At 68.1% G+C, this 23,691-nt stretch carries 22 protein-coding genes; 15 read left to right on the top strand and 7 right to left on the bottom strand.

From position 1 onward, the window contains the following. Positions 1-83: 83 nt before the first annotated feature. Entirely contained in the window at positions 84-974 is an 891-nt protein-coding gene (locus tag ASF06_RS08150) for a LysR substrate-binding domain-containing protein (protein ID WP_055945434.1), read from the top strand. An 87-nt stretch (positions 975-1,061) separates the two neighbouring features. On the opposite strand, the gene ASF06_RS08145 is transcribed toward ASF06_RS08150, so the two are convergent. The 3 genes from ASF06_RS08145 to ASF06_RS08135 form a co-directional block, all read right to left on the bottom strand. Beyond that, positions 1,062-1,268 carry a hypothetical protein gene (locus ASF06_RS08145; RefSeq protein WP_055945432.1) on the bottom strand — a complete coding sequence of 69 codons (207 nt, stop codon included), beginning with the start codon at positions 1,266-1,268 and terminating at the stop codon, positions 1,062-1,064. A 143-nt stretch (positions 1,269-1,411) separates the two neighbouring features. Continuing rightward, entirely contained in the window at positions 1,412-1,810 is a 399-nt protein-coding gene (locus ASF06_RS08140) for a TraR/DksA family transcriptional regulator (protein WP_082500784.1), read from the bottom strand. A 149-nt stretch (positions 1,811-1,959) separates the two neighbouring features. Next, entirely contained in the window at positions 1,960-3,402 is a 1,443-nt protein-coding gene (locus ASF06_RS08135) for an aminopeptidase P family protein (protein WP_055945429.1), read from the bottom strand. Positions 3,403-3,585: 183 nt separating this feature from the next. Here ASF06_RS08135 and ASF06_RS08130 point away from each other — a divergent pair, with 183 nt between their 5' ends. Continuing rightward, positions 3,586-3,972, top strand: a complete 387-nt coding sequence (locus ASF06_RS08130) for a hypothetical protein (RefSeq protein ID WP_055926484.1) — start codon at positions 3,586-3,588, stop codon at positions 3,970-3,972. Here ASF06_RS08130 and ASF06_RS08125 read toward each other — a convergent pair. Next, entirely contained in the window at positions 3,944-4,528 is a 585-nt protein-coding gene (locus tag ASF06_RS08125; protein WP_157439117.1) for an Lrp/AsnC family transcriptional regulator, read from the bottom strand. The two genes, ASF06_RS08130 and ASF06_RS08125, sit on opposite strands and share 29 nt — an antisense overlap. A gap of 237 nt (positions 4,529-4,765) precedes the next feature. On the opposite strand from ASF06_RS08125, the gene ASF06_RS08120 reads away from it, so the two are divergent. The 10 genes from ASF06_RS08120 to yicI all read left to right on the top strand — a co-directional run bounded on the left by ASF06_RS08120 (position 4,766) and on the right by yicI (position 16,835). Then, complete coding sequence (locus tag ASF06_RS08120) at positions 4,766-6,340, top strand: ABC transporter substrate-binding protein (protein ID WP_055945425.1); 1,575 nt, start codon at positions 4,766-4,768, stop codon at positions 6,338-6,340. A gap of 10 nt (positions 6,341-6,350) precedes the next feature. After that, entirely contained in the window at positions 6,351-7,406 is a 1,056-nt protein-coding gene (locus ASF06_RS08115) for an ABC transporter permease (protein ID WP_055926492.1), read from the top strand. Next, positions 7,403-8,311 (top strand): ABC transporter permease, encoded by a 909-nt coding sequence (locus ASF06_RS08110; protein WP_082500783.1) that lies wholly within the window; start codon positions 7,403-7,405, stop codon positions 8,309-8,311. Before ASF06_RS08115 ends, ASF06_RS08110 begins: the two co-directional genes overlap by 4 nt. Further along, complete coding sequence (locus ASF06_RS08105) at positions 8,308-9,156, top strand: ABC transporter ATP-binding protein (protein WP_082500782.1); 849 nt, start codon at positions 8,308-8,310, stop codon at positions 9,154-9,156. The genes ASF06_RS08110 and ASF06_RS08105 overlap by 4 nt, the downstream gene beginning before the upstream one ends. Then, complete coding sequence (locus ASF06_RS08100; RefSeq protein ID WP_055945423.1) at positions 9,153-9,932, top strand: ABC transporter ATP-binding protein; 780 nt, start codon at positions 9,153-9,155, stop codon at positions 9,930-9,932. The genes ASF06_RS08105 and ASF06_RS08100 overlap by 4 nt, the downstream gene beginning before the upstream one ends. Positions 9,933-10,076: 144 nt before the next feature. Further along, the gene (locus ASF06_RS08095; protein ID WP_055945421.1) at positions 10,077-11,102 is read left to right on the top strand and encodes a LacI family DNA-binding transcriptional regulator; all 1,026 of its coding nucleotides are present in this window, start codon (positions 10,077-10,079) and stop codon (positions 11,100-11,102) included. Between the two features lie 126 nt (positions 11,103-11,228). Beyond that, positions 11,229-12,524, top strand: a complete 1,296-nt coding sequence (locus ASF06_RS08090; RefSeq protein WP_442853929.1) for an ABC transporter substrate-binding protein — start codon at positions 11,229-11,231, stop codon at positions 12,522-12,524. Positions 12,525-12,631: 107 nt separating this feature from the next. Continuing rightward, positions 12,632-13,597 (top strand): carbohydrate ABC transporter permease, encoded by a 966-nt coding sequence (locus ASF06_RS08085; protein ID WP_055945417.1) that lies wholly within the window; start codon positions 12,632-12,634, stop codon positions 13,595-13,597. Next, on the top strand, positions 13,597-14,505 hold the full coding sequence (locus ASF06_RS08080; RefSeq protein ID WP_082500781.1) for a carbohydrate ABC transporter permease: 909 nt from the start codon (positions 13,597-13,599) through the stop codon (positions 14,503-14,505). The genes ASF06_RS08085 and ASF06_RS08080 overlap by 1 nt, the downstream gene beginning before the upstream one ends. Positions 14,506-14,534: 29 nt before the next feature. Continuing rightward, entirely contained in the window at positions 14,535-16,835 is a 2,301-nt protein-coding gene (gene yicI / locus ASF06_RS08075) for an alpha-xylosidase (RefSeq protein WP_055945415.1), read from the top strand. A gap of 83 nt (positions 16,836-16,918) precedes the next feature. Here yicI and ASF06_RS08070 read toward each other — a convergent pair whose 3' ends face one another. Then, positions 16,919-18,346 (bottom strand): cation:dicarboxylate symporter family transporter, encoded by a 1,428-nt coding sequence (locus ASF06_RS08070; RefSeq protein WP_055945413.1) that lies wholly within the window; start codon positions 18,344-18,346, stop codon positions 16,919-16,921. 191 nt (positions 18,347-18,537) lie between these two features. Between ASF06_RS08070 and ASF06_RS08065 the strand changes: the two genes are divergently transcribed. Together ASF06_RS08065 and ASF06_RS08060 are read left to right on the top strand one after the other, a co-directional pair. After that, positions 18,538-20,169, top strand: coding sequence for a sensor histidine kinase (locus tag ASF06_RS08065; RefSeq protein WP_055945410.1), 1,632 nt, complete (start codon positions 18,538-18,540; stop codon positions 20,167-20,169). Positions 20,170-20,209: 40 nt separating this feature from the next. Further along, positions 20,210-20,902: a response regulator gene (locus ASF06_RS08060; RefSeq protein ID WP_055945408.1), complete on the top strand. Its 693-nt coding sequence runs from the start codon at positions 20,210-20,212 to the stop codon at positions 20,900-20,902. Positions 20,903-20,963: 61 nt separating this feature from the next. On the opposite strand, the gene ASF06_RS08055 is transcribed toward ASF06_RS08060, so the two are convergent. Both ASF06_RS08055 and ASF06_RS08050 read right to left on the bottom strand, forming a co-directional pair. Beyond that, on the bottom strand, positions 20,964-21,566 hold the full coding sequence (locus ASF06_RS08055) for a hypothetical protein (protein WP_055946322.1): 603 nt from the start codon (positions 21,564-21,566) through the stop codon (positions 20,964-20,966). A gap of 23 nt (positions 21,567-21,589) precedes the next feature. Further along, positions 21,590-22,264: a GntR family transcriptional regulator gene (locus tag ASF06_RS08050; protein ID WP_235500941.1), complete on the bottom strand. Its 675-nt coding sequence runs from the start codon at positions 22,262-22,264 to the stop codon at positions 21,590-21,592. 118 nt (positions 22,265-22,382) lie between these two features. Here ASF06_RS08050 and ASF06_RS08045 point away from each other — a divergent pair, with 118 nt between their 5' ends. Further along, positions 22,383-23,669 (top strand): MFS transporter, encoded by a 1,287-nt coding sequence (locus ASF06_RS08045; protein WP_055945406.1) that lies wholly within the window; start codon positions 22,383-22,385, stop codon positions 23,667-23,669. The last annotated feature ends 22 nt before the right edge of the window (positions 23,670-23,691 follow it).

Genomic DNA, 23,691 nt, shown 5'->3' with positions numbered 1-23,691 from the left:
GTATGGGATGAGGTTCACATTAGATAAAGTGACCGTTTATAACCAATAACCATCAGCTCAGCTAATGAAATGGGGCTCCGCCCGTGCTCGATGCCCGGCGCCTGCGCATCCTGCGCGAACTCAAGATCCGCGGCACCCTCGCCGAGGTCGCCACGGCCATGAACTTCAGCCCGTCGTCGGTGTCCCAGCAGCTCGCCCTGCTCGAGAAGGAGACCGGCGTCGAGCTGCTGCGCAAGGTCGGCCGACGCGTGCAGCTCACCCCGCAGGCCGAGATCCTCGTGACCCAGACGGCGTCGATGCTCGAGATCCTCGAGCGCGCCGAGGCCACGCTCGCCGCGTCATTGACAGCCGTCACGGGCACGGTGCGCGTTGCCGTGTTCCAGTCGGCCGCCCTGGCCCTGATGCCGGATGCGCTGAGCCTCATGCGCTCCCGCTATCCCGAGGTGCGGGTCGAGATGGTGCAGCGCGAGCCCGAAACCGCGCTCTACGAGACCTGGGCCCGCGACTTCGACATGGTGGTCGCCGAGGAGTACCCGGCCCACGCGGCGCCGCGGCATCCGGAGCTCGACAAGAAGCGGCTCACGAGCGATGCCGTGTCGCTCGCCGTTCCGCCGACCTCGCGGCAGATCCATGCCGTCGCGTCGATCCAGGATGCGCGGGACCTTCCCTGGGTGATGGAGCCGGCGGGCGCCGCGTCTCGGCACTGGGCGCTGCAGCAGTGCCGCATCGCCGGCTTCGAGCCCGATGTGCGCTACGAGACCGCCGACCTGCAGGCGCAGATCCGTCTGATCGAGTCGGGGAACGCGGTGGCGCTGATGCCCGAGCTCGTGTGGGCGGGGCGCGAGACGAGCTGCCTGCTCATCGATCTGCCGGGGGATGCGCGCCGATCGATCTTCACGTCGGTGCGCGACAGCGGGTCGCACCACCCGGCGACGTTGGCGTTCCGAGAGGTGCTCGAAGAGGTCGCCGCGTGAGCCGCCTCGTTCCCTGAGCTTGTCGAAGGGGCCTCGTTCCCTGAGCTTGTCGAAGGGGGTCGGTCGAGGGGTTTCCCTTCGACAGGCTCAGGGAACGGGCGGGGCCGGCGGCGTCGGCGGCTGAGGCCCCGGGTTCGTGGCGGGGCGGTACTGCTCGAGCCACAGCTGGTGCTTGTAGAGGGCAGACGCGACGGCCGAACGGATCACCATGTAGAGAACGAGTGCGCCGATCGCGAGACCGACGACGTAGGCGAGGAATGACGAGAAGACGAGGGCTTCTGAGTTCGCGATCATGGGCTCAGCCTAGCCAGAGGTGATCTCGATACGGCGGCTCGTTCCCTGAGCTTGTCGGAGGGGCTCGGTAGGGGAGTTTCCCTTCGACAGGCTCAGGGAACGGGCGGGGCGCTCAGGGAACGGGCGGGGCGGGCGGGGCTCGCTCAGCGCTCGGCGGCTCGGGCGCAGGCTATGCAGAGCGTGGCCTCAGGGCGCGCGTCGAGGCGGGCGAAGCCGATCGGCTTGCCGCAGCGGGCGCACACTCCGTAGCACCCCGACGCGACGCGGTCGAGGGCCGCATCCACCGCCACCGACGCCGCTGCGAGCTCGCCGTGCACCCCGTGGATGCGCGACCACTCGCTCGACAGCGTCGGACCCTCCGGGTCGTGCTCGTCGTCGACCGACTCCGCGCCCCGGGCCTCGCGCACCTCGACGAGCGTCTGCGCCAGCCCGCCGAGTTCCGTGTCGATCTCGGCCCGGCGCTCGCGCAATCTCGCCTCGAGAAGCCGCAGTTCGGCATCCGTGAGCTCTGATTCGGACGCTCGTGATTGCACAGTACCCATGGTCGCACGGTGCTGGTGGGGAGTGCCCTACGGGCCCGCGTCGGCGAGCGCGGCGGTTCTCGCTGAGCGCGGCGGCGGAACCACCGCGCGACGCGCGAAGTCCCGCGCTCGGCGATGCGAGCGGCGATGCGAGCGGCGAGCGAGTGGCGCTACCGCGTCAGCGCGCGCACCCACGCCTCCACGTCGGCGACCTCCACGGGTAGGGCGCCCGAGAGGTTCTCGTAGCCCGACTCCGTGATGAGCAGGTCGTCCTCGATGCGCACGCCGATGCCGCGCAGCTCCTCGGGGAGGGTGAGGTCGTTCGCGTGGAAGTAGATGCCCGGCTCGACGGTGAGCACCATTCCGGGCACGAGGGGGGTGCGCAGGTAGAGCTCCTCGCTGGTCTTCGCGCAGTCGTGCACATCGAGTCCGAGGTGGTGGCCGTTGCCGCAGATGGCGTAGCGGCGGTGGTACTGCCCCTCGGGGCTCAGCGCCTCCTCAAGCGTGCCCGGCAGGATGCCCCAGCCGTGCAGACCGCGGGCGATCACGTCGTGCGCCGCCTCCTGGAAGTCGGAGAAGAGCCCACCCGGGCGCAGCACGCTCAGCGCTGCTGCTCGCGCCTCGAGAACGAGTTCGTAGACGCGGCGCTGGGCCGGCGAGAACGTGCCGGATGCCGGGAACACGCGCGTGACATCCGCCGTGTAGAGGGTGTCGACCTCGACGCCCGCATCGAGCAGCACGAGGTGGTCTTCGCTCACCGGGCCGTCGCTGCGCGACCAGTGCAGGGTCGCCGCGTTGGGCCCCGACCCCATGACCGTGGTGTAGCCGACGCCGTTCGCGCCCTGCCGCGAGTGCCTGTCGAACGTGGCCTGCAGCCAGCGCTCGCCGCCGCCCGCCAGTGCGGCCGGCAGCTCGGCGACCACGGCCGAGAAGCCCGCGACCGTGGCGTCGACGGCGGCGCGCAGCTGGGCGATCTCCCACTCGTCCTTCACGAGCTTCAAGTCTGACAGCGCCTGCTCGAGCAGTGGAGAAGGCTCGTCGATTCCGGCCTCCGACAGGGCGGGCTCGCTCGCACCGGCGCTCAGCACGGCGGTGTGAATGGCGAGCAGATCGTCGGGAAGCGTGGCGAGCGAGCGCACGTCGATCTGCAGGGCCGACGCCCAGTCGTCGAGGCCGGGCGCCGCCCCGACCCACAGCTCGCCGCGCAGCGCGTCGGTGTAGAAGGCCTCGTCGCCGGCGTAGGCCGGTTCGATGAGGTAGAGCACGGCGTCGTGACCGGATGCGCCGTCGCTGGCACTGACCGGCCGCATGACCAGCACGGCCGCCTCCGCCGCGCATCCGGTGAGCCAGGCGAAGTCGCTGTGCGGGCGGAAGTCGAACTCGGTGTCGTTCGAGCGCACGGCACTGCGCCCGCTCGCCACGACGAGCGTCTCGCGCGGGAATCTTGCCGAGAGCAATCGGCGGTGGTCGGCCGCCGCCTCGGCCGCTCCTGGCGTCACCCGGGCGGTGCGATCGAGCTCGCCCCAGCCGCTCGCCATGAACTCGCGGAAGGCGTCGGAGGTGGGGAGCCGAGGCATCCGGGGGTCGCGCGGAGCGGGCGAGAGAGTAGTCATGACTGCAAAGTAGCCGGATCTGCGAACAGGTTTCAAGCTCGTTACGGCGCTGGCGCCGATCTGTCCTGATCCTGAACCCGAACGTGCCTATTCGTCCGTGAATGTCATGTGGCTGACACCCTCCAACGGACTTTCTGCCCGGGAATTGACGAGCTGCGGCGCACTCCGGAACAGTGGGCGATCATGAGCACCCCCTCCGACGCCTCCGCTGCCGCCGCCTCCCGCACCTTCGACGAATCTATCGACGACACGGTATTCGACATGGTCTCGTCGACCGCCAGCGCGGTCTCGACGACGGCGCCGTCGCGGTTCCACTATCGCGAGGATCGCGGTGTGATCTGGGGCGACTACACGGGCGACACGGTGACGGTCGGACGGTTCAGCGGCTATCGCGACCGCGACGTACTGCACGTCTCCTTCGTGCACCTGGGCACAGACGGAACCACCACCGCGGGCTCCGCGACTTCCGTCGTGAGCCGCACCGACGACGGTGTGCTCGAGCTGACAGAGGACTTCGTGGGCCCCGACGGGGCCGACCATGTCAGCGTGTGCCGCGAGGTGCGCGCCTAGCGTTCTGTGCGCTCTCCGCACTCTTGGCCCGCTCGTCGCTGGTGCGCACGAACCGCGTCATTCCGTAGCGCTCGCCTGATTGCTGCAGGGTGTCGCTCGTCGCGGCGCCCATGCGCAGCGAGACGTTCGAGGTCATCTCGTCCATGATGAAGACGGTCACGGTGGCCTTGACCGACGGCCACTGCGCGAGTCGCGTGGCAACGAGGTCGTGGATGGCGGCGACGCCCGATCCCCGCACGAGCAGCATGGCGTCGTGTTCTCCGGTCATCACCGTGAACGACTCGAGCTCGTCGAGCGTCGTGAGTCGGCTGCGGAAATCGGACCACTGGCTCTGCCGCACCGTGACGAAGACCATGGCCGCCACGGCGAGGCCGACGGCGGCCGGATCGATGTCGGCGTGCACTCCGCGGATGACCCCGTTGCGCACCAGGGATTCGTAGCGCGTGTAGGCATTCGAACGCGAGATGCCGAGCTGCTCCGAGAGCGTGGCGATTGAAATACGCCCGTTGTCTCTCAGGATCTCCAGCATGCGCACATGCGTCTCATCAAGATCCACGTTCGACTCCCTGTTTTGTCCGTCTCCGCGGCTGCAGAGTCTCTTGTTTGGAGATGTTATGTCGAAAAGGCGGTTGCTGTCATCACTTTGTCTCTATCTGATGCGGTCAGATTGACACTTGATCTGTGTGAGAAGTAATTTCAAGACAACATTCCACATTCGGTTCGTTCAGAATTCACCGCCTCATCGCGCCGAACCCGCCCTGCACCCTTCCTCACCCGATAGGAGACCACCCTCGTGTTGTCACCATTCCGCCGCATCGCAGGCATCGTCGGCATCGCCGTCGTCGCGACGCTCGGCATCACAGCCTGCAGCGCAGGCTCGAGCGACTCCGCATCCTCCGGCGGCAAGTCCGTCGTCGTCGACTCCTCGTTCGACCTGAAGACCGCCGACCCGAACCGCGAGTACGAGACCACGGGCTCGATCGTGGCCAAGGCGCTCTACGAGACCCTCCTCACCTTCAAGGGTGACGACGTGACGAAGCCGATCGACGGGCTCGCCAGCTACGAGATGAACGCCGACAACACGGTGCTCACCCTCACCATGGCCGATGGCCACGTCTTCTCCGACGGCACCCCGGTGACCGTCGACGACGCCGTCTTCTCGCTGCAGCGCGTGCAGGGCATCAAGGGCAACCCGTCGTTCCTGCTCGACGGCGTGACCGTCGAGAAGACGAGCGACACCACGCTGACGCTCACCTCGGCCGAGCCCAACCCGGCCCTTCCGTACATCCTTCCGAACCCGGCCCTCAGCGTCGTGAACAAGAAGGTCGTCGAGGAGAACGGTGGAACGGCGACCGACGCCGACGGTGCCGAGTCCTACCTCAACGGCGCGTCCGCCGGCTCCGGCCCGTACATGCTCGAGTCGTTCGACGTGGCCTCGCAGGTGGTCTTCACCAAGAACCCGAAGTACACCGGTGACGCCCCCGCCTACGACCGCGTCGTCTTGCGCAACGTGCAGGGCCCGACGCAGAAGCTCAACATCCAGGCCGGTGAGTCGCAGGTCGCCCTCGACCTGAACCCCGACCAGGTCGCCGAGCTCGACGGATCCGATGTCACGGTTCTCTCGAGCCCGTCGCGCTACATGATCTTCCTGCTCCTCAACCAGGACCCGTCGGTCTCTGCGATCACCAGCAACCCCGACTTCCTCAAGGCGGTCAAGGCCGGGATCGACTACGACAAGATCGTCGACCTCGCCGGTGAGGGTTCCGTGCAGCCCGGCGGATTCATCCCGTCGCTCTTCGTCGGCGCGATCGACGCATCCGACGGCAACCAGTACGACGCCGCCGCCGCGAAGTCGGCTCTGGCCGCATCCGGGTACGCCGGTGAGGATGTCACGCTCAACTTCCCGAACGACATCACGGTCCAGGGTCTGTCGCTGCAGAGCGTCGCCGAGTCGGTGCAGGCCCAGCTCAAGGAGGTCGGCATCAACATCGTGCTGGCTCCCGCCCCTGTCGCGACCGAGCTCGACGCGTACCGCGACGGCAAGGAAACCGTCGGCCTCTGGTACTGGGGCCCCGACTTCCCCGACCCGTCGAACTACCTCGCGTTCACCCCGGGCGAGCTCGTCGGCCTTCGCGCCGGCTGGGCTGCCGGAGCGGACCAGACGGTGACCGACCTGGCCACCGCCGCCAAGGCCGCGGTCTCGACCGACGAGCGCCAGAGCGTCTACGCGGCCCTGCAGGAGGCACAGAATGCGAGCGGCCCGTTCGTTCCCCTGCTGCAGCCCGCGCAGAACGTGGTCACCTCACCCAGCATCACGGGCGTGAGCCTGAACCCGGTCTGGACGATCGACCTTGCCGGAATCAAATAGCATCGACGCCGTGAAGACGGAACGACGCAGCGCGCCGGCGGGCATCCCCCCGCTGGCGCGCTACCTCGCCATCCGGCTGGGGGTGACGGCCCTGCTCATGCTGGGCGTCACCCTCGTCACCTTCATCCTCACCAACCTGGTGCCGGCCGACCCCGTGCAGGCCGCACTCGGCGAGCAGGCGGCGGCGAATCCCGAGATCGTTGCGCAGTTCCGCGAGAACGCCGGGCTCGACAAGCCGCTGCCGGTGCAGTACTTCACCTACCTCGGCCACCTCTTCCAGGGAGACCTCGGCACGTCGACGCAGACGCGCACCTCGGTCGCCACCGAGTTGGGCAAGGCCTTCCCTGCCACCATCGAGCTCGCGGTCGGCGCCATCCTGATCTCCGCCATCATCGGAATCGGCCTGGGCCTCTGGGCCGCGCTGCGCCGCCGCACGTTCATCGACCAGATCATCCGCGTGGTCAGCCTGATCGGGCTGAGCGTCCCCGCATTCTGGATGGCCCTGCTCGTGTACTTCATCTTCTTCTTCCAGCTGCGCCTGTTCCCGGGGTCGGGGCGACTCGATCCCACGGCGGTCGCGCCCCCGCACGTGACCGGCCTCTACACGGTCGACTCGCTGCTGGCCGGGCAGTGGGCGACGTTCGGCGACGCGGTCTATCACCTCGTGCTGCCGGCATCCGTTCTCGCCCTCTACACGATCGGCCTGCTCACGCGGTTCTCGCGCTCGGCCATCCTCGAGGTGCTCGACGCCGACTACGTGCGGGGCGCCAGGGCGAAGGGGCTCACCGGTCGCACCGTGGTTCTCAAGTACGTGCTGCGCGGTGCCCTTGTTCCGATCATCACCGTGCTCGGCATCGCGTTCGGCTCGCTGCTCAGCGGCACCGTTCTCGTCGAGAAGGTCTACTCCTGGCACGGCCTCGGCGAATACGCCTTCTCGTCGGCCACCAAGCTCGACCTGCCCGCCATCATGGGCGTCGGCCTCGTCGTGGGCATCGTCTACATCGGCCTGAACTTCATCGTCGACATCGCATACGGCTTCATCGATCCGAGGGTGAGGGCCGCATGAGCCAGACCACAGCGCCCGCTTCGCGGCCCCAGCCGGATGTTCTGGCCGTGGCCGCCCGACGCCGGTTGCGGTTCCCGGCGGCCCTGCGCAATCCGTTGGCCGTGACCGGCACGGCGATCATCGTCGTCTGGCTGCTGCTGGCGCTCCTTGCGCCGATGATCAGCCCCGCCGGGCCCCTGGCTCAGGACTTCGAGCGCCTGCAGCCGCCGAGTGCGGCGCACTGGTTCGGCACCGACCAGCTCGGCCGGGATGTGCTCGCGCGCGTTCTCGACGGCGCACGCGTGTCGATCATCCTGCCCCTGCTGCTGGTCGTGTCGTCGCTGCTCGTCGGCACGATCGCCGGATCGGTGGCCGGCTACTTCGGCAAGGTCGCCGACGAGGTCATCATGCGCATCGCCGACCTGGTCTTCGCGTTCCCCACGATCATCCTTGCGATGGTCATCGCCGCGTCGCTCGGCCCGAGCCTGACCAACGCGGTCATCGCGATGCTCATCGTGTCGTGGCCGGCGTACGCCCGCGTCACCCGCTCGCTCGTGGTCGTCGCGTCGCGCTCGGAGTACGTGGTGGCCGGCCGACTGCTCGGCAACAGCCCGTTCGTGTCGCTGGGCAAAGACATCCTGCCGAACATCATCGCGCCGGTCGTCGTGCTGGCCACGCTCGACGTGGGCACAGCCATCCTGCTGCTCGCAGGCCTGTCGTTCCTCGGCCTCGGAGCCGTTCCGCCGACTCCCGACTGGGGCGCGATGGTCTCCGACGGCGTGCAGAACTTCTCGTCGTGGTGGATCTCGGTGTTCCCCGGCCTCGCCATCCTCACCGTGGTTCTGGCCTTCAACTTCCTCGGCGACGCGCTGCGGGACACTCTCGACCCGCGCACCGCCGACGCAGTGAAAGGCCGGGCCCTGTGAACCGGCCATCGGCATCCGGCGGTCTCAGTATTCGCGACCTGACGCTCTCGATCGGGCGCGGCGAGAAGGCCAAGCGCATCCTGCGCGGCATCTCGCTCGACGTGCCAGCGGGCCGCATCACGGGCCTCGCGGGGGAGTCGGGCTCGGGCAAGACCATGACGGGCATGACGGTTCTGGGCCTGCAGCCCGAGCAGGCGACCGTCGGCGGCGTCATCGAGTTCGAGGGCCGCAACCTGCTCGAGCTGCCGACGAAGAAGCTCAACACCCTGCGCGGAAACGACATCGCGATGGTGTTCCAGGATCCGACGTCGAGCCTGCACCCGATGCTCTCGATCGGATCGCAGCTCACCGACCACCTGCGCCAGCACACGGGCATGTCGAAGCGCGAGGCCCTCGAGCGCGCCCGCGTCGTGCTCGAGCAGGTCAAGGTGCCCGACCCGGCCGGGGCCCTCAAGAAGTACCCGCACCAGTTCTCGGGCGGGCAGCTGCAGCGCGTGGCCATCGCCTCGGCGATCATGTGCAGCCCCAGCGTGCTCATCGCCGACGAGCCCACGACCGCGCTCGACGTCACCGTGCAGGCAGGCATCCTGCGCCTGCTGCGCGAGCTGTGCGACGACCTCGGCCTCGCGATTCTGCTCGTGACGCACGACCTCGGCGTGATGAGCGCGCTGGCCGACACCATCGCGGTGATGCGCGAGGGCGAGATCGTGGAGCACGGTGACCGGTTCCAGGTGATCACGGCCCCGCGCGACCCCTACACGCGGGCGCTCATCGACGCGCTGCCGCACGACGGCTCGGCCCCGGATGCGGCACCGAAGTCGGCCCCGACAGGAGATGCATCATGACGGCGCTGCTCGAACTCGATGGTGTGAAGGTCAGCTACCGGGTCGCGGGTCGCCCTCGGCTCGTGGCCGTGGATGACGTGAGCCTCTCGCTCGGCACCCGGCAGGTGCTGGGGCTCGTCGGCGAGTCGGGCTGTGGCAAGTCCACGCTCGCCCGTGCGATCTGCGGGCTCGAGGGCCTCGACAGCGGATCGATCACGTTCGACGGCACCCCCGTGACCCGCCTGGGCATGCGTACCCGTGATCGCAAGCTGCTGCGCATCCAGATGGTGTTTCAGAACCCCTACGCCTCGCTGAACCCGCGGCGCACGATCGGCAGGCAGATCGAGGACGGCCTGAAGGTTAACCCCGACCGCTCGGCCTGGACGGTTCCCGACCTGCTCGCGCACGTCGAATTGGATGCGTCGGCCCGGTCGCGCTTCCCGCACCAGTTCTCGGGCGGGCAGCGCCAGCGCATCGCGATCGCCAGGGCGATCGCTTCGGGGCCGGACCTGCTCGTCGGCGACGAGCCCATCGCATCCCTCGACGCGTCTCTGCAGGCGCGGGTCGCGGGCCTGATGCGCAGTCTCGCGCTCGAGACCGGTGCGTCGCTGCTGTTCATCAGCCACGATCTCTCGGTGGTGCGCGTGATCGCCGACGACGTGGCCGTGATGAGCAGGGGCAAGATCGTGGAGCGCGGCGACGTGAACGAGGTGTGGTCGAACCCTCAGCAGCCCTACACGAAGCAGCTGCTGTCGGCGATCCCGAAGGTCGACGGCCTGGGCGTGCTGCCGGGCTGACCGCCGCCGCTGCTCGAGCCGATTTGTTGGGCGAGTCAGCAATATCTGTTGCGTCGAAGCGCTTCGCGTCGTACTCTGCTGAGAGCGCGTTCACAATCGAAGCGCTTAAACAGACCGCACCACCCCAGACACCGGAGTCTTCAGATGGCGACAATCACCGACGTGGCACAGGCCGCGGGCGTGTCGATCTCCACGGTGTCGTACGCGCTCTCGGGCAAGCGGTCCATCGCAGCCTCCACGCGCCAGCGCATCATGAGGGCCATCGATGAGCTCGAGTACGAGCCCAACGCCGGCGCCCGGATGCTTGCGGGCGCCCGCACGAACATCCTCGCCCTGAGCGCGCCGCTCGGCCCCGACGGCCACCTGCCGACCCATATGCGGTTCGTGACGAGTGTCGTCGAGGCGGCACGGGCACACGACTACGACGTGCTGCTGCTCGCCACCGACGACGAGGTCTCCGGCATCCGCCGCGCCGCCTCGCGATCGTTGATCGACGGTGTCGTCATCATGGGCGTCGCCACGGTCGACGAGCGCGTGCCCCTGGTTCGGCGTCTCGGCCTTCCGTCGGCATTCATCGGGGTGCCCCCGGGCATCGACGACATGTCGTGCATCGACCTCGACTTCGACCGGGCGGGGCGGGATGCCGTAGCCATGCTCGCCGACGCCGGGCATAAGGCGATCGGCGTGATCGGGCATCCGCACAGCTACGTCGACCGCGACACCAACTTCATCCGCCGGTTCACGCACGGTTTCGACGAGGAGTGCCGGGCGCGCGGCGTGCGCACGGCGACGCAGTGGCCGGAGATCGGGCGTTCGGGAGGGCAGCAGGCCTACGACCTGCTGCGCGAACAACTTCCCGACATGACCGCCCTCGTCTTCCATTGCAACGAGCCCATCGTCGAGGGGGCGCTGCGTCGTATCAGCGAACTCGGGCTGTCGATTCCGGGCGACCTCTCCGTGCTCGCCGCCTGCGCGAGCTACGCCGCCGACGAGCTCGAGACGCCGCTGAGCGCCATTCCGCTTCCCCTTGATGAGATGTGCCACTCGGCCGTCGAGAACGCGTTGGCCTTGGTCGACGCGCTCGGCCACCCGAAGGTCACGCTCATCGCCCCGACCTATCTCGACCGCGGCTCCATCGCCGCCCCGAAGCCCGCCGCCCACCCGGCCTGACACTCGACCCGAAAGGAGTTCCGCGCGCATTGTCGAAGCGCTTCGATGATTGTCGATACGCCACTCGAAACCCACAGCACCATCGCCGGCCCGGCCGGCAACTCATCCCTACAAGGAGGTAGACACATGAAAATGAAACGCACACTCACCATGCTCACGACCGTGATCGCCGCGGGAGCCCTGCTCTCGGGCTGCTCGGCCGGAGCGTCCGAAGAGGACGCCAACACGCTGAAGCTCTGGCACTTCGAGGGCGAGGACAGCGCGATGGGCATCGCATGGGACGAGGCCATCAAGACGTTCGAGAAAGAGACCGGCGCGAAGGTGGAGTTCGAGGCGAAGAGCTTCGAACAGATCCGCTCGACGGCCAGCCAGGTGCTCAATTCGAACGAGGCCCCTGACATTCTCGAATACAACAAGGGAAACGCTACGGCGGGTCTGCTGGCCAGCCAGGGACTGCTCACCCCGATCGATGATGCCGTCGAGGAGTACGGGTGGGCCGACAAGCTCGCCCCGTCACTGCAGACGACCGCGCGCTACGACGACAAGGGCGTCATGGGCTCGGGCTCCTGGTACGGGATCCCGAACTACGGCGAGTTCGTCGAGGTGTACTACAACAAGGACATGTTCGCGAAGTACGGCATCGCCGTGCCCACGACCTACGACGAGTTCGAGGCCGCCCTGCAGACGTTCGTCGACAACGGCGTGACGCCGCTCGCCGAGGCGGGCGCCGAGTACCCCATCGGACAACTCTGGTATCAGCTCGCCCTGTCCAAGGGCGACCGAGACTTCGTCGACGACTACCAGCTCTACAAGAACCCGGTCGACTGGCAGGGTCCTGAGCTCAGCTACGCCAGCGAGAAGCTCGCCGAGTACGTCGACAAGGGCTACATCTCGAAGGATGTCACGGGCATCAAGGCCGAGGACATGGGCGTCTCGTTCATGTCGGGCCAGTATCCGATGATGGTGTCGGGCTCGTGGTGGTACGGACGCGTCATCAACGAGGCCACCGGCTTCGACTGGGGAACGTTCCTCTTCCCCGGATCGGAGATGGCTCCCGGCTCCAGTGGAAACCTGTGGGTGGTTCCCGAGAACGCCGCCAACAAGGACCTGGCGTACAAGTTCATCGACATCACCATGCGTCCTGAGATCCAGGCCCTCATCGGCAACAACGGTGGCGTGCCCGTCGCGGCGAACACCGAAGACATCACCGACCCGAAGAGCCAGGAGCTGATCGCCAACTTCAACACGCTCACGGAGCGCGACGGGCTGGCGTTCTACCCCGACTGGCCCACGTCGACGTTCTACGACCAGATCGTGGCGGCGACGCAGGAGCTGCTCAACGGTTCGACCACCCCGGAGGAGATGAACACCACGCTCGGCGACGAGTACGAATCCGGCGTGGCGGACATCACGGGCGAGTAGTCCTCTCGTCCCCTCGCCCTTCGACGGGCTCAGGCAACGAATCCGTTCCCCGAGCCCGTCGAAGGCCCCCCACTTCACTCCCTCAGACCGCACGAAAGGGACACCCCATGGCAACGCTGCCACCCGCCCCCGTCATCGCACGGAGTCGCCGAGCACCGGAGATGAGCCTGCTCCCCGGAGTGCGAAAACGAGGCTTCTGGCTCTACCTGATCCCCGGCCTCGTGCTGTTCACGATCATCATCCTCGTTCCCCTCATCTGGAACATCTACCTCAGCTTCACGTCGTACCGCGGCATCCGCCCGCCCGAATTCATCGGTCTCGACAACTGGGTCAAACTCATGGGCGACGACAAGTTCTGGGTGTCGTTCCAGAACAGCGTCGCCATGATCGTCGCCATGGTCGTCGTGCCGACCCTCGCGGGACTGGTGCTTGCCGCCCTCCTCTTCGACCTCGTCGGCAAGAAGTTCGGCGGCAGGCTCGCGAGCTTCCTCCGCGCTACCTACTACCTGCCCCAGATTCTGCCCGTGGCCATCGCCGCGATCGTGATCGGCTGGATCCTGCGGCCCGAGAACGGGGCGCTCAACACGGTTCTGGATGCTGTCGGCTTGGGATCCCTGCAGCACAACTGGCTGGGCAGTCCCGATACGGCCCTGGCCAGCGTGATGGTCGTGATGGTCTGGGTGCAGATCGGCTACCCGGTCGTGATCTTCATGGCCGCGCTCCAGCGCGTCGACCCGGAACTCTACGAGGCCGCCGAGCTCGACGGTGCCAACTGGTTCCAGCGCTTCACGTCGATCACCGTCAGCATCATCCGCCCCGAGATCTACGTGGTGGTGCTCACCGCGACGATCGCGGCCCTCAAGGTGTTCGGCCCGATCTACGCCCTCACCCGCGGCGGCCCGGGCAACTCCACGATCGTGCCCAGCTACTACTCGTACAGCGAGTTCTTCCAGAGCCAGCAGGTGGGCTACGGAGCGACGATCGCCACCGCGTTGACCGTCGTCGTCGTCGCGATCACGATCATCTTCATCCTCGCCCAGAACCGCGCAGAACGTTTGGAGAACGAACGCTGATGACCGCCACACTGACTCCGCGCAGCGCACCCAGGGCCTCGGCCCCGCAGCCCGAGAAGAAGCTCAAGCCGCACAAGCAGAAGCCGCGCCGCACGCTCGGCGACTGGATTCTGCTGATCGCCGTGATCGTGGTCGCCGTGCTGGTCGCGGTGCCGTTCCTCATCATTCTGGTGAACTCGTTCAAGTCGCCCTCGGACTACGCCAACGGCGGGCCGCTCAGCCTTCCGACCAACATCTACCTCGATGGAATCGCGAGCTTCTGGCAGAGGGTCAACTTTCCCGAGAAGCTCTGGAACAGCTTCTTCATCAGCGGAACCGTGGCCGTCTTCGCCGTGATCGTCTCGGTCTTCAATGCCTACGCCATCGGTATCGGCCGGGTGAAGGGCCGTGTCTGGGTTCTGGTGCTCTTTATGGTCGCCAACACCCTGCCGCAGGAGGCGATGCTCTACCCGCTGTACTTCATGTTCAAGCAGGTCGGCCTCTACGACAACGTGTGGAGCGTCATCATCATCTTCACCGTCGTGCAGAGCGCGTTCGGCACCTATCTGCTGTCGGCGGTCTTCGGAACGTTCCCGAAGGAGATCATCGAGGCGGCCTCGCTCGACGGCGCCAATCGCTGGCAGATCCTCCGACGCGTCGTCGTGCCCATCAGCCGTCCGACGCTCTCGGTGCTGCTTATCTTCTTCTTCATCTGGACTTGGAACGAGTTCCTCATCCCTCTCACCTTCCTGGTGTCGAACGCGAACCAGACGGTTCCGGTCGCGATCACGGCCCTGCAGGGCGACAGGCTGATGGATGTAACGACCACGAGTGCGTCGGCCCTGCTCGGTCTCATTCCCACCCTCATCTTCTTCCTCATCTTCCAACGAACGTTGACCCGCGGAATCACCGCCGGTTCGACCAAGTAACAACACGCAGTGCACATTAAGGGGCATATATGAAGTTCACCGACGGTTTCTGGCAGCTGCGCCCCGGCGTCACCCCCCTCTACGCGCAGGAGGCGTATGACATCTGGCCGGAGGGCGAGAACGGCATCGTCGTGACCGCGCCGACGATGGTCATCGAGAAGCGGGGCGACGTGCTGAACCGTCCCGTGCTCACCGTGGCGCTGTCGTCGCCGCTGCCGAACATCATCGGGGTGAAGGTCTCGCACTTCTCCGGAGGTCGCGACGAGCTGGGCTTCGACCTGCTCGGGGCGCAAGACGGGCACGGCGTCGTCGAGGTCTCCGACGAGCGGGGCGTGCTCACCTCGGGTGACCTGAGTGTCACGGTGCAGAAGGGCGCGCCCTACGGGCTCAGCTTCTCCGCGGGTGGGCGGGTACTCACGACAGCGGGTCCGAAGTCGACCGCGCACATGCAGGTGCGACCGGATGCGCAGCTCGACGGCGCCCCGGTCGGCAATGCGCGTGGCGGCACGGCCCGCGCCTTCGCCCCGAACTACACGGTTCAGCAGCTGTCGCTGGGCGTGGGCGAACTGGTCTACGGGCTCGGCGAGCGCTTCGGTCCGCTCGTGAAGAACGGGCAGACGGTCGACGTGTGGAACGCAGACGGCGGCACCTCGAGCGAGCAGGCTTATAAGAACGTGCCGTTCTATCTCACGAACCGCGGCTACGGCGTACTCGTGAACAACCCCGGCCACGTCTCCTTCGAGATCGGCTCCGAGTCGGTCGAGCGCGTGCAGTTCTCGGTCGCAGGCGAGGGCCTCGAGTACTTCGTCATCCACGGCGAGACGCCCGCCGAGATCCTCGAGCGGTACACCGCCCTGACCGGCCGCCCGGCCCACGTGCCCGCGTGGTCGTTCGGCCTCTGGCTCTCTACATCGTTCACCACCTCGTACGACGAGGAGACGGTCTCGTCGTTCATCGACGAGATGGCCGCGCGCGAACTGCCCGTGAGCGTCTTCCACTTCGACTGCTTCTGGATGCGCGAGTTCAACTGGTGCGACTTCGAGTGGGACCCGAGAGTGTTCCCCGATCCTGAGGGCATGCTGTCGCGCATTCACGATAAGGACCTGCACATCTGCGTGTGGATCAACCCGTACATCGCGCAGCGCTCCCCCCTGTTCGCCGAGGCGAAGGAGGCGGGCTTCCTCGTGAAGCGCCCCGATGGCTCGGTCTGGCAGTGGGACCTGTGGCAGGCGGGCATGGGGCTCGTCGACTTCACCAACCCCGGCGCGACGGACTGGTTCAAAGAGAAGCTGCGCGTGCTGCAACGCCAAGGAGTTGATGCCTTCAAGACCGACTTCGGCGAGCGCATCCCGTTGGAGGTCGACTACTTCGACGGCTCGAGCCCGGAGCGTATGCACAACTACTACGCGCAGCTCTACAACAAGGCCGTGTTCGAGGTACTCGAAGAGGAGCGCGGCGTCGGCGACGCCGTGCTGTTCGCGCGGTCGGCGACCGTCGGCGGGCAGAGCCTTCCCGTGCACTGGGGCGGGGACTCCACGTCGACCTACGAGTCGATGGCCGAGACGCTGCGCGGCGGGCTGTCGCTGGCGTTCAGCGGCTTCGGCTTCTGGAGCCACGACATCGGAGGCTTCGAGGGCACCCCCGACGCGGGGGTCTTCAAGCGCTGGACCGCCTTCGGCCTGCTGTCGAGCCACAGTCGCTTCCACGGCTCGAACTCGCACCGCGTGCCGTGGGCATTCGACCCGTCGACAGGCTCGGGGCAGGCCGAAGCAGAAGACAGCGCAACGAACGTCACCCGTTTCTTCACAAACCTCAAGCTCCAGCTGATGCCGTACCTCTATGCCGCCGGGCTCGAGGCCACGCGGCGGGGAACGCCGATCCTGCGCCCGATGGCGCTCGAGTTCCCCGATGACAGGGGTGCCGCACACCTCGACACCCAGTACATGCTCGGGCGTGACCTGCTGGTGGCGCCGGTCTTCTCCGAGTCGGGCGAGGTCGAGTTCTACCTGCCGGCCGGGCGCTGGACGAACTACTTCACGGGAGAGGTCGTGGCCGGCGGCGGCTGGCGCACCGAGCAGCACGGCTTCCTGTCGCTGCCGCTGTATGTGCGCGAGGGGGCCGTGCTCCCGGTCGGCGCGCGAACCGATCGACCCGACTACGACTACCTCGACGGCCTCGAGCTGCGGGTGTACCCCGGGCCGGACGGCGAGACGTCGGTCACGGTGACTGCTCCGGATGGCCGCGCCGCGACCTTCACGGTGACACGCTCCGGCGGCGCCGCCACCGTGGCATCCGAGTCGGGAGTGGTCGTCACGACCACCGTCGTCTGACGCGCGCGAACGCGGGTGTTCGCGCACCGCGGTGGCGAAACCACCGCGCCTCGCGCGAACACCCGCTCCGGGCGCATCCGGGCTCAGCGGCGCGGCGCCGCCTTCGTGGGCTCGACTCCCGTGAGGGCGTGCAGCGAGGCGGTCGACGGAACCGCCGGGTCGGCGTCCGCCGCCGCCGTGGCCTCGGCCGGGGCGTCCGACGCGTGCGCATCCGGGTTCATGCTTGACTCCTGGAACGGGTCGTTGCCGCCCAGAACGTTGCGCACCTGGCCCTTGTCGACCTCGCCGGTCCACGTTCCGACGAGCAGCGTCGCCACGGCGTTGCCGGTGAAGTTCGTCACGGCGCGGGCCTCCGACATAAAGCGGTCGATTCCCACGATCACGCCCACGCCATCGACAAGGTCGGGACGGAACGACTGCAGTCCGCCGGCGAGCGTCGCGAGCCCGGCGCCGGTGACTCCGGCGGCCCCCTTCGAGGCGATCATCATGAACAGCAGCAGGCCGATCTGCTCGCCGATCGTCATCGGGGTTCCCATGGCGCTCGCGATGAACAGCGACGCCATCGTCAGATAGATGGCCGTGCCGTCGAGGTTGAACGAGTAGCCGGTGGGAACGGTGATGCCCACGACCGGCTTCGAGACGCCCAGGTGCTCCATCTTCGCGATGAGGCGGGGGAGCGCGGCCTCCGACGACGAGGTACCGACGATGAGCAGGTACTCGCGGGCCAGATACTTCATCAGCGAGAAGATGTTCACGCCCGTGACGAGCTTGAGCAGGGTGCCGAGCACCACGATCACGAAGATCGCGCAGGTCACGTAGAAGCCGATCATCAGAGTGGCGAGCGCAACGACGGCGCCCCAGCCGGTCGAGCCCACGACGCCCGCGATGGCGCCGAACGCGCCGAGCGGGGCGACCCACAGAACCATCGACAGGATGCGGAAGACCAGCGCCTGCAGCGACTTGATCGCTCCGAGGATGGGCGCGCCCTTGTCGCCCATCTTCTGCAGCGCGAAGCCCACGAGCAGCGCCACGAACAGGGTCTGCAGGATGCTGCCGTCGACGAGCGAGGAGAAGAGCGACACGGGGATGATGCCGAGGAAGAAGTCCTCCGTCGACTCGGCGACGATGTTGCTCGTGTCGTAGCTCGCAGCCGAGATGTCGAGGCCCTCACCCGGATGCAGCAGGTTGCCCACCACGAGGCCGATCGCCAGGGCGAACGTCGACATCACGATGAAGTAGCCGAGCGCCAGGCCGCCGACCTTGCCCACGGTCGCGGCCTTCGCGATGGAGCCGACGCCGATCACGATCGTGCAGAAGATGATCGGCGCGATCATCATCTTGATCAGGCCGACGAACGCGGTGCCGATCGGGGCCAGAGTCTTGGCGAACTCGGGCACGACGAGCCCGACGATGACGCCGGCCACCACGGCGATGATCACCGCGATGTAGAGATAGTGGTTCTTGTCGAGCTTCTTGCGGGTCTTGCGGCCCGATACCGATGTGCTGCTCATGGAATGCCTGCCTTCGTGAGGGGCCGCCACAACACCGTGGCGACTCTGCCTGAACTACTGAGGTCATCCTGCGCGCGACCACGACGCTGGAGGCGGTTGTGTTCATACTGTTCGCGATCCGGTCGACGGAAGGGTCCGGCGACGCGTAGCGTAGGGCGGCAGGGGCGCGACGGAGCGCGAAGGAGCTGCAGATGAACGGTCGACGACGACGGGTCAGCATCGCCGCTCGGCTGTTCGCCGTGCAGGCCGTGTTCGTGATCGTGGCCGTCGGCCTCGCCGTCGCGCTGCTGGCTCTGGATGCCCGTGGCCGGGCCACCGAGGACGCGTCGACGCGCAGCATGGTCACCGCCCAGGCCGTCGCCCACAACCCGTTCGTGATCGATGCCGTGCAGCAGTCGGATTCCTCCGCCGTGCTGCAGCCCTACGCCGTGACCCTGATGGACGACACCGACGTCGACTTCATCACCGTGATGGCACCGGATCGCACGCGCTACACGCACCGCGACCCCGAGCAGATCGGCAAGAAGTTCCTGGGCACGATCGCCCCCGCGCTCGCGGGCGAGAGCTTCACCGAGACGTACACCGGCACCCTCGGGCCGTCGGTGCGGGCGGTCGCGCCGATCATCGGGTCCGACGGAAGTGTCGTGGCCCTCGTCTCGGCCGGCATCACGCTGACCCAGGTCGACGCCGAATTCTGGCCCCGGGTGCACCTGCTGCTCGGCGCCGGAGCGGCGATGATCGCGGTGGGCGCGCTCGTGTCGTGGCTGTTCAGCCGCTACCTGCGCCGGGTCACGGCGGGCCGCGGAGCAGAGGAGCTCGGCCAGGTGTTCGCCTACTACGAGTCGGTGCTGCACTCCGTGCGCGAGGGCCTGGTGCTCGTCGACGCCCGCGGGGTGCTCGTGCTCTACAACGACCACGCGGCCGATCTTCTCGGCCTCACGCCGGGCGGCCCCGAGCGGCCGGTCGACGAGCTCGACATCCCGGCGTCGCTCAAGTCCCTGCTGCTGAGCGAGGGCGAGGCGCGCGACGAGGTCTTCGTGACGCGCGACCACGTGCTCGTCGTGAACCATCAGCCGGCCCTGCCGCCCGAGACCCAGGGCGGCTCGGGCCGCATCCGGTCTCTCGGAACCGTCACCACCCTGCGCGACCGCACCGAACTGCTGCGGGTCACCGGCGAGCTCGAGTCGATGCGCACCATGAGCGATGCGCTGCGCTCGCAGACCCACGAGTTCGCCAATCGCCTTCACACCATCGCGTCGCTGCTCGAGTTGGGCCGCTCCGACGAGGCGCTGCGCTTCGCCGCCGACGAGCTCAACCTCAGCCAGCGGCTCGCCGACCGCGTGCTGGTCTCGATCGACGAACCCGTGATCGCCGCCCTGATGCTCGGCAAGGCGGCGCAGGCGCGCGAGCGTGGGGTGGCGCTCAACCTCGAGACGCACCTCGAGCCCGGAACGCAGGGTTTCGAGCCGGCCGACGTCGTGACGATCCTCGGCAATCTCGTCGACAACGCCCTCGACGCGGCCGCATCCGGAACCGCCCCCGGCACCGAGCCGTGGGTCGAGGTCTACCTCGGCCTGGGCGACGGCGAGGACGACCTCGTGGTGCAGGTCTCGGACTCGGGTCCGGGCATCGACTACGAGGCGCGCGAGCGGGTGTTCGGGCGCGGGTTCTCGACCAAAGAATCGGATGCCTTCGGCCGGGGCCTCGGGCTGGCTCTCGTTCGGCAGACGGTCGCCAGGCTCGGCGGGGTCATCGAGCTGAGCGAGCACGTGGGCGCCGTGTTCACCGTGACACTGCCGATGCCCGCGCGGGTCGAGTCGTGAAGGCCCGTCCGATGGGGATGCGGCCATCGTCAGGGGCGACATGATCCGGGTGCTGATCGTCGAGGACGAGGTGCTGACGGCCGAGGCGCACGCACTCTACGTGGGCAGGCTCGACGGCTTCGAGGTCGGCGGGATCGCGCACACCGGTGCCGAGGCGGTGCGGCTGCTCAAGGCGTCGTTGGGTGAGGCGGCCGAGCGCATCGACCTGATTCTGCTCGACATGAACCTGCCCGACATCGACGGGCTGGAGCTGTGCCGGCGCATCCGCGCGGGCGGAGTCGACGTCGACGTGATCGCGATCACGGCGGTGCGCAGTGCCGAGGTGGTGCGGGCGTCGATCGCGGCGGGCATTGTGCAGTACCTCATCAAACCGTTCACTTTCGGGGTCTTTACCGACAAGCTCACGAGCTATCGGGACTTCCGCAGCCTGTTCGCGCAGTCGCCGACCGTGGCGAGCCAGAGGGATGTCGACGGCGCGTTCGCTGCGCTGCGCACGTCGAACGATCCCGGCCTCGGAAAGGGGCTCAGCCCGGAGACCCTCAGTGCGGTGTCGACCCTGCTGCTCGAGTCGAGCGGGGGAGTGTCGGCGCGGGAGCTGGCCGAGGAGATCCGTGCGTCGCGGGTGACCGCCCGCCGCTATCTGGAGTACCTGGCCGACTCGGGTCGCGCCGACAGGGCGCCGCGCTACGGAACGCCGGGCCGCCCCGAGGTGGAGTACCGCTGGCGCGCGTGACCTCGGCCTGCGCGGGTCGCTCGTTCCCTGCGCCTGTCGAAGTGGCGGCCTACTCGACCAGCTACTCCCGGATGGTCGTCACGACGTCGACGATCGAGGGGGCGGGCGGGGCCGATCCGAATCCGAAGGTCACCGGCGGATCGAGCGGAGTCATCGCGCCGAGGCTCTCACCCGAACGGGTCGCCACGACGTCGTCGAGATCCCGGATGAGCGTCACCCCGTAGAACTCCTGCCTCCCGTTGCCCGCCGTGCCGGCCGTGTGCACTCCCGCCACGAGGCGGCTCGCGACGGGATCGATCACCCGGAGCCACGCCGGATGCGTCGCGACCAGCGACGGCACCACGCGCAGCAGCCGGCCGAGCGTCGAGAGGCCGCCCACGCGCATCCGCACCGACAGGTCACCGGCGGTCACGGCCAGGCCGCCGTCGACGCGCCGGGTGGTCACCGGAACCACCCTCACCTCGTCGAACGAGTACGTCGACGACACGAATTCGGCGATCTCGTCGCTCGGAGCGAGCAGCGTGCGGTGTCCGTCGGCGTCTTGCAGCATCACGTCGGTGAAGGCGCCGAGCGGCGACTCGGCCCAGACGCCCACGACGATTCGAGTGCCCGACGCCGTGCCGAAGCCGGCTATGCGACCAGTGAAGCGGTGTTCGGTGACCATCGGGCCAGCATAGGCGTCGGGGCTCACTGCGGCAGCAGCTGCGCCCGGCGCCAGTCGTTCGTGGCGACGGCGTCTTGCAGGCGCTCGTGGGTTCCGCGGATGTGCTCGGCGATCAATGTCGTGGCGAGCTCGGCATCGCGCTCGCGCATGGCCTGCAGGATGCGCCGGTGCTCGTCGCGCGCGTGGCTGCGGGCCTCGGGCGAGCGGGCCTCGAGCCAGCGGGTTCTCTCGAGGCGGCGTAGGGAGGTGGCGACCGCCGTTCCGAAGAACGGATTGCCGGCGAGCTCCGCGAGCCGGGCGTGGAAGTCACCTCCGGCCTGCACACTGTCACCGGCGGCGCTCGCGTCTGCGGCGTCGTTCAGCTCGTCTGCCAGCTCATCGAGCTGCTCGTCGGATGCCCTCCGCACGGCCAGTCGCGCCGCAGCGGTCTCGATCGCCTCGCGGTATTCGGCGAGCTGCGCGATCTCGTCGAGGTCGATCGGCGCCACCGCGTAGCTGCGGCCGTCGCGGCGCACGAGACCCTCGGCCTCGAGACGAACGAGCGCGGCGCGCACGGGGGTTCTGGATGCCTGGAATCGCGACTCGAGGCCGCGTTCGGCCAGGCTCTGGCCGGGCAGCAGCTCGAGGGTCAGGATCGCGGTGCGCAGCCGTTCGTACAACTGCGTCGTCTGGGATGAGCGCTCGACGTCGTCGGCCATGGGTGTCCGTGCTCCTTGCCTCATTCTGCAGCGCGGTTGCGGCGTTCAGCAATTGGTATACCGTAATGGTATACCAATGCGGCCTCAGCTCGGAGGTCGTGAACGAAGGAACGGCCCCATGACCTCCACGGCGACAGCTTCTGCCCGCGCGACAGCGCGCATCCCCGCCCGCGCCTGGATCAACCTCGGCCTCGGGCTGGGGGCGCAGTCCGCGGGAACCGTCTTCATCAACACGCCCGCGTTCCTCATCCTGCTGCTGCACACGCAGCGCGGACTCACCCTGGCCGAGGCGGGGCTGCTCGCGGCGACACCCACGGTCGGCATGGTGCTGACCTTGTTCGCCTGGGGTGCCCTCGTCGATCGCATCGGCGAGCGCGGGGTGATCGCCGTCGGTCTCGCGCTCACCTCAGCGGCGGCGTTCCTCGCGATGACGGCCGACGGATACGTCGCGATCGGTGTCTTCCTGCTTCTCGGAGGCATGGCCTCCGCCAGCACGAACTCGGCGAGCGGCTCGCTCGTGGTGCGCTGGTTCCCGAGCTCGCGTCGGGGGCTGGCCATGGGCATCCGGCAGATGGCCGTGCCGCTCGGGGTCACGATCGCGGCGGTGTCTGTGCCCGTCGCGGCCGAGGCCGGGGGAGTGCCGCTCGCCCTGCTCGTTCCCGGCGTGATCGCCGGCGTGTTCGCCGTGGCCTGTGGGCTCGGCATCCGTAATGCGCCCGCGGCGGAGGTTCGAGCGGCGGACGCGCCCGCGGCATCCGGTTCGCTCGGGGAAAGCGACGCGCCCGCGGCGCCCGGTGCGCCAGCCGTCTCTGCGGCGCGGCCCGCCAATCCCTATCGGGGAAGCGCGTTCCTGTGGCGCATCCACGTGGTGTCGGTTCTGCTCGTCGTGCCGCAGTTCACCGTGTCGACGTTCGGGCTGGTGTGGCTGGTCACCGAGCTCGGCTGGACGCCGCTCGCCGCCGGAGTTCTCGTGGGAGCCGCGCAGTTCGTGGGCGCGATCGGGCGGATCCTCGTGGGGGTCTGGAGCGACAGGCTCGGCAGCCGCGTGCGCCCGCTGCGCTGGGTCGCGATGTCGGCCGGCGCCGTGATGCTGCTGCTCGCCCTCTCCGATGCCGCGGCGTGGGGTGCCGCCGCCGTCGTCTTCGTGATCGCCACGGTCGTGGTCGTCGCAGACAACGGGCTGGCCTTCACCTCGGTGGCCGAGACCGCGGGGCCGGCCTGGAGCGGTCGCGCCCTCGGCGTGCAGAACACCGGACAGTACGTGGCCGCCTCCATCGTGGGACCCGCCGTCGGAGCGTTGATCGGGCTCGTGGGCTATCCGGTCGCCTTCGTGGTGGTCGCCCTGTTTCCGGTGGCCGCGATCCCCCTCGTGCCGCGCATGCGCGAGGAGCGCGACCGCCTCTGAGCTGCCTGTTGCCCTGCGTGGT

Source organism: Agreia sp. Leaf244 (genome assembly GCF_001422695.1).
In the GTDB taxonomy this organism is placed as follows: Bacteria; Actinomycetota; Actinomycetes; order Actinomycetales; family Microbacteriaceae; genus Agreia.
Note: the sequence above shows the minus strand (reverse complement) of the source record. Positions and strands in the feature narration are given on the sequence as shown.

What these genes read in the sequence shown, in the direction of transcription:
- ASF06_RS08055 (WP_055946322.1), bottom strand. Translation starts at nt 21,566, where the DNA reads ATGGTCACCGAACACCGCTTCACTGGTCGCATAGCCGGCTTCGGCACG.
- ASF06_RS08095 (WP_055945421.1), top strand. Translation starts at nt 10,077, where the DNA reads ATGGCGACAATCACCGACGTGGCACAGGCCGCGGGCGTGTCGATCTCC.
- ASF06_RS08130 (WP_055926484.1), top strand. Translation starts at nt 3,586, where the DNA reads ATGAGCACCCCCTCCGACGCCTCCGCTGCCGCCGCCTCCCGCACCTTC.
- ASF06_RS08110 (WP_082500783.1), top strand. Translation starts at nt 7,403, where the DNA reads ATGAGCCAGACCACAGCGCCCGCTTCGCGGCCCCAGCCGGATGTTCTG.
- ASF06_RS08140 (WP_082500784.1), bottom strand. Translation starts at nt 1,810, where the DNA reads ATGGGTACTGTGCAATCACGAGCGTCCGAATCAGAGCTCACGGATGCC.
- ASF06_RS08135 (WP_055945429.1), bottom strand. Translation starts at nt 3,402, where the DNA reads ATGACTACTCTCTCGCCCGCTCCGCGCGACCCCCGGATGCCTCGGCTC.
- ASF06_RS08050 (WP_235500941.1), bottom strand. Translation starts at nt 22,264, where the DNA reads ATGGCCGACGACGTCGAGCGCTCATCCCAGACGACGCAGTTGTACGAA.
- ASF06_RS08065 (WP_055945410.1), top strand. Translation starts at nt 18,538, where the DNA reads ATGAACGGTCGACGACGACGGGTCAGCATCGCCGCTCGGCTGTTCGCC.
- ASF06_RS08080 (WP_082500781.1), top strand. Translation starts at nt 13,597, where the DNA reads ATGACCGCCACACTGACTCCGCGCAGCGCACCCAGGGCCTCGGCCCCG.
- ASF06_RS08060 (WP_055945408.1), top strand. Translation starts at nt 20,210, where the DNA reads ATGATCCGGGTGCTGATCGTCGAGGACGAGGTGCTGACGGCCGAGGCG.
- ASF06_RS08070 (WP_055945413.1), bottom strand. Translation starts at nt 18,346, where the DNA reads ATGAGCAGCACATCGGTATCGGGCCGCAAGACCCGCAAGAAGCTCGAC.
- ASF06_RS08090 (WP_442853929.1), top strand. Translation starts at nt 11,229, where the DNA reads ATGAAAATGAAACGCACACTCACCATGCTCACGACCGTGATCGCCGCG.
- yicI (WP_055945415.1), top strand. Translation starts at nt 14,535, where the DNA reads ATGAAGTTCACCGACGGTTTCTGGCAGCTGCGCCCCGGCGTCACCCCC.
- ASF06_RS08045 (WP_055945406.1), top strand. Translation starts at nt 22,383, where the DNA reads ATGACCTCCACGGCGACAGCTTCTGCCCGCGCGACAGCGCGCATCCCC.
- ASF06_RS08085 (WP_055945417.1), top strand. Translation starts at nt 12,632, where the DNA reads ATGGCAACGCTGCCACCCGCCCCCGTCATCGCACGGAGTCGCCGAGCA.
- ASF06_RS08145 (WP_055945432.1), bottom strand. Translation starts at nt 1,268, where the DNA reads ATGATCGCGAACTCAGAAGCCCTCGTCTTCTCGTCATTCCTCGCCTAC.
- ASF06_RS08100 (WP_055945423.1), top strand. Translation starts at nt 9,153, where the DNA reads ATGACGGCGCTGCTCGAACTCGATGGTGTGAAGGTCAGCTACCGGGTC.